Source organism: Trebonia sp., assembly GCF_049794275.1.
Taxonomy (GTDB): Bacteria; Actinomycetota; Actinomycetes; order Streptosporangiales; family Streptosporangiaceae; genus Trebonia.
This window is the reverse complement of the sequence record NZ_JBARCR010000544.1, coordinates 1-5,077: the sequence shown is the minus strand read 5'-3', so window position 1 is coordinate 5,077 and position 5,077 is coordinate 1. Positions and strand designations below refer to the sequence as shown.

Sequence of the window (5,077 nt, the reverse complement as noted above, 5' to 3'; positions counted from 1 at the left end):
GGCATACGCCGCCGCCAGATGGGTCTTGCCCACCCCCCTGCTGCGCCCGGGGCGCGGATGGTCGCAACAGGAAGTTGCAAACGGCATGAATACCACCTTCGGCTACAGCTGGGGGCAGAGCACCGTCGGCAAAATCGAGGCTGCGCAGCGGCCCCTGCGCGTGAATGAACTCGCCGACCTCGCGGCCCTTTTCGGCGTCCCCGTTACCCAGCTCCTCGAGCCAAAGCTGCTGCTCGAAGAGAGCGACGACCTCAGTTCCCTCGAAGCGGACATACGCAAGCTTGAGGAGGAGCAGGGACGTCTCGGCAAGGAACGGGCTGCTGCCCTGGAAGCTCACGGCGCGACCAGCGCCCGGCTCGCGGAAGTATCGAGTGAGCTGGCCCGCGTCCGGTACAGCCTGGAGATTATGAGGGGCTGGCACGCGGCAGCCTCGGAGGAAGGCGATCCCGGATGACCGGAAGAGGGCGACGCGGCGGGGGAACGGTCTTCTACGACAAAGGCCGAAGTGCTACGTCGGCCAGGTCAGCTATATAGATGACGCGGGGAAACGGCAGCGCCCGAAGGTGTTCGGGCAGACTGCGGAAGAGGCTCAGGACAAGCTCGATGCGCTACGCGCCGAACTGAAGACCACCGGGTCGGTAGCGCCGAAGGACCTTACCGTCCGGCACATCATGGAAGACCTGCTGGCCCACCCGCCGTCGTCGTGGAAGTCGCCGCTCACGATCCGCGGCAACAGGGACCGGGCGGCCCACATCATCGCGGGGCTGGGGAAGGCCAAGCTCGCCCGGCTGACGGTCACCCAGGTTGAGCGGTGCCTCGACGACCTGGCGGCCGAGGGCATGTCTTCGGACACGATCAACCGGTGCCGGGCGCTCTTGCGGCTGGCGATCCGGCGCGCCGAGCGCGACGGGAAGATCGGCCGGAACGTCGCCGCGCTCGCCGACCCGCCGAGCGGCACGCGCCGCAAGTCGCGGGCCATGACCCTGGCCCAGGTCAACACGCTGCTCGCGGCGAAGCTCAACACGTTCTGGCGCGGATACATCACGGTCGGCCTCACGTGCGGGCTCCGCCCGGGCGAACTGCTCGGCCTGCGCTGGGAAGACGTCGACTTCGACCGGGGAGTGATCCGCGTCCGCAAGTGCCTCAAGGCGCTGCCCGATCCGAAGACCGGGAAACGGCGCCTGGTGCTCGAGGACCTGAAGACCGAGCAGAGCCGGCGCACGATGCAGATGCCGCGCCTCGCCGCCGCAGCATTGCGCGAGCTGCGCAAGGACCAGGCCCGGTGGAAGCTCAAGGTCGGCGCGGCCTACGACGTGCGGGACATGGGGCTCGTGTTCACCGACCGTGCCGGGGCGCCGCGCTGGCCGCAGGATGTCACCCGCTACTTCAAGGTGATCTGCAAGCGGGCTGGCATCGGCAACTGGATACCCCGCGAGCTGCGCCACACGTTCGTGTCGGTGCTATCGGACTCCGGTGTGGATATCGAGCACATCGCCGACGCCGTGGGGCACGTCAACTCGACGATCACCAAGACCGTCTACCGGCACCAGATCGCCGACAAGGTGACCGTCGCGGCGACCGCGATGGACGCGATTTTCGGCGAGGCAAGCGGGTCATGAGAACCGGCTCAGGCTCCCTGGATAGGCTCCCAGCCGTCCGCAGTTGTGCCATGGCCTGCACCGGAAGCCTGATAGCGTCATCCCCACATGGGCTGACACGTCGCAAAGGCGAGTGATTCACCTGCTGGTGCTGTGGAACATCGACCTGACGCTCGTCGACGTCGTGAAGGTCACCCGGGCGGCCTACGCCGAGGCGTTCGCGACAATCACCGGTCGGCCGCTGGTGCAGTTGCCGCAGATGGCAGGGCGCACCGAGCCGGAGGTCTTCTTCGACGCGCTCGCGCTGAACGGCGTGAGCCTGCGGGATCCCGACGAGTCCGAGCGGCTGCTCGCCCCGTTCGGCGCGGAGCTGGCGACCTCGCTGGCCGCCCGCAGGGACCTGCTCACCACGCAGGGCCAGCTGCTGCCGGGCGCCGCGGAGTCGCTGGCCGCCGTCGCGAGGCTGCCGAACGTCGTCCAGTCGGTGCTCACCGGTTCCAGCCGGCCGAACGCGGCCCTCAAGCTTCGCGCCTTCGGCCTCGACCGTTACCTAGACCTGACCGTCGGCGGCTTCGCCGGGTCCGACCCCTACCCGAAGGGCGCGCTGCTGCGCGTCACCCGCCAGCGGGCTGAGGAGAAGTACCAGGTGGCCTTCACCGAGCGGGCCACGGTCTACGTCGCGGACTCGCCCCGCGATGTGGAGGCCGCCAAGATCGGCGGCGCCAGGTCGCTGGCGGTGGCCAGCGGCCGCGCGAGCAGCGCCGAACTCCGCGACGCCGGCGCCGACGCGGTCCTCCCCGACCTCACTGACCCCACCGCCCTCACCGCCTTTCTCACCGCCGCCCCGGCCTGACCGGGCGAAGGTGGTCGATGGCCCATCGACCCCCTTCTATGGCGGACGATGGCCCATTCTCCACCTTCCCGGCCCGGCCAAAGAGCGTGGTCGATGTCACATCACGTTCGCGGCCCGGGCGGTCGGGGGCGGTCCGGCGCTCGACCCCCGGGCGTGGGGTGGGCTGGGCCACGTTGCGCGGCACACGGCCGGGGAACGATGCTGGTTCCCATGAGTAGCGACGAGGGCAGCGTCGCTCCCGCGGGGCACGGATACGGTGCCACGCTGTGGGAGCCGGACGCGGAGACGGTCAGGAACGCCCGGATAAGCCACTACATGCGATGGCTGGCCGACCGCGGGGTCCAGGCCGGGAACCCTGGGGCCCCGGCGGGACCGGGCAGCGCCGCGCCTGCGGCCGTTTACCAGCGGCTGTGGGAGTGGTCCGTGGCGAACCCAGGCGAGTTCTGGACCTCGATCTGGGACTACTTCGACGTCCTCGGCGACCGCGGCGATGGCCCGGCCCTGACCGGCACCACGATGCCCGACGTGCACTGGTTTCCTGACGCGACCCTGAACTACGCGCGGAACGCGCTGCGCACGGCGTGGACCGACCCGGACAGGCCGGCCATCATCGCCGTGTCAGAACGCCGCGGCACCGCCGAGCTCAGCTACGCCGAGCTCGCCGCCGAAGTGGCCAGGGTCGCGCGCGGGCTGCGGGCCCTCGGCGTGACCAAGGGAGATCGCGTCGTGGCGCTGCTGCCGAACATCCCCGAGGCGGTGATCGGGCTGCTCGCCGCCGCCAGCATCGGCGCGATCTGGTCCTCGTGCTCGCCCGATTTCGGCACCCGCAGTGTGGTGGACCGGTTCGCGCAGATCGAGCCTGCCGTGCTGCTGGCCGTGGACGGCTACACCTACAACGGCAAGGACTACCCGCGAACCAGCGTGGTGGCCGAGATCGCCGCGCAGCTGCCCACGCTCAAGGCCGTGGTCATGGTTGGCCTGCTCGGCACCGCGGACGTGAACCCGCCCGAACTCCCGGCGGGAGTCCAGCGGCTCGGCTGGGCCGGCCTGGGCGACGGCGCCCAGGGCACCAAGGGCGAGCCCGAGTTCGAGGAGGTGCCGTTCGAGCACCCGCTGTGGGTCGTCTACTCCAGCGGCACGACGGGCCTGCCGAAGCCGATCGTGCACGGCCACGGCGGCATCGTGCTCGAGCACCTCAAGGCGCTCGCGCTGCACATGGACCTGAAGCCGGGCGACCGGTTCACCTGGTACACCACGACCGGCTGGATGATGTGGAACTTCCTGGCCGGCGGGCTGCTGGCGGGCACCACGATCGCGGTCTACGACGGCAGCGCCACGTTCCCGGCCACGGACCGGCTGTGGCAGCTCGCCGCCGACGAGCGGCTCAGCTACCTGGGCGCCGGCGCACCGTACCTGATGGCCTGCCAGAAGGCGGACCTGACGCCGAAAGACGACTACGACCTCTCGCAGCTGAGGGGCATCGGCTCGACCGGCTCCCCGCTGCCGCCCGAGGCCTTCACGTGGGTCTACGGCAAGGTCAAGGAAACCGTGCAGCTCGGCTCCCTGTCCGGCGGCACCGACGTTTGCACCGGGTTCGTCGGGTCCTGCCCCTTGCTGCCGGTCCGCTCCGGCGTGATCTCGGGCCGCAGCCTCGGGGCCGACGTGCAGGCCTTCGACGAGCACGGTCACGCCGTCATCGGCCAGGTCGGCGAGCTGGTGCTGACCACGCCGATGCCGTCGATGCCCGTGCGGTTCTGGAACGACACCGGCGGCAAGAAATACCGGGACAGCTACTTCGCGGAGTTCCCCGGCGTGTGGCGGCACGGCGACTGGATCGAGATCCTGCCCGACGGCGGCTGCATCATCTACGGCCGCTCCGACGCGACGCTCAACAGGGGCGGCGTGCGGATGGGCACCAGCGAGTTCTACCGCGTCGTCGAGTCGTTCCCCGAGGTCGCAGACAGCCTGGTGGTGGACACCGGCCGGCTCGGCGCAGAAGGCAGGCTGGTGCTGTTCATCCAGCTGGCGCCAGGCCACAAGCTCGACGACGACCTCACAAAGCGGGTGAAGGCCGCGCTCAGGCAGCAGCTGTCACCCCGGCACGTCCCCGACGAGGTGGTCATGGTGCCCGGCGTGCCGCGGACCCTGTCAGGAAAGAAGCTGGAGATCCCGGTGCGAAAGATTTTGCTGGGCACACCGGTAGAGCAAGCCGCTGATCCGAGCGCGCTGGCCAACCCGGAAGTGCTCGAGGCATACGCGCCGCGAACTACCCTGTAAGTAGGAGGGCAGCCGGACGCGCCCGAGCGCACCGGCTATTGACTGATAGCAATGCGCAACTCACGCTAGCAGCAGCCACGGTGACGTGGCTGCTGCCGCATGCCCATTTACTCAAAGGAGAGTGGAGAGGCAATGCCGGAACTCGCGGACGACTCCAGGCAGACAGTGCTCGCCGAAGCGGCGGCGCTGTGGGCGGCCGGGAACGGTGAGGTAGCCCCGCCGGGTGACCCCGGCCGGGCCGTGGGCGACCTGCCCGGCTTCCTCGCCGCGTACTACCGGCTGGCGGAGACAGAGGACCTCACCACGGCCGGGCCGCAGCGCGTGGCGGCGGTCGCGGCCTGGCACGCGG

The 5,077-nt window shown here is 69.9% G+C and carries 5 protein-coding genes; all 5 read left to right on the top strand.

Annotated elements, in window-relative coordinates:
- Positions 1 to 454 (top strand): helix-turn-helix domain-containing protein (locus tag WA805_RS14935; RefSeq protein WP_425242620.1); only part of this gene is annotated, 454 nt, incomplete at its 5' end.
- Between the two features lie 109 nt (positions 455 to 563).
- On the top strand, positions 564 to 1,619 hold the full coding sequence (locus WA805_RS14930) for a site-specific integrase (protein WP_425242619.1): 1,056 nt from the start codon (positions 564 to 566) through the stop codon (positions 1,617 to 1,619).
- 112 nt (positions 1,620 to 1,731) lie between these two features.
- Positions 1,732 to 2,451 (top strand): HAD family hydrolase, encoded by a 720-nt coding sequence (locus tag WA805_RS14925; RefSeq protein WP_422271645.1) that lies wholly within the window; start codon positions 1,732 to 1,734, stop codon positions 2,449 to 2,451.
- A 210-nt stretch (positions 2,452 to 2,661) separates the two neighbouring features.
- On the top strand, positions 2,662 to 4,728 hold the full coding sequence (locus WA805_RS14920) for an acetoacetate--CoA ligase (RefSeq protein ID WP_425242618.1): 2,067 nt from the start codon (positions 2,662 to 2,664) through the stop codon (positions 4,726 to 4,728).
- Positions 4,729 to 4,860: 132 nt separating this feature from the next.
- Positions 4,861 to 5,077, top strand: a 217-nt coding sequence (locus WA805_RS14915) for a hypothetical protein (RefSeq protein ID WP_425238521.1), incomplete at its 3' end; no start/stop codon positions are given.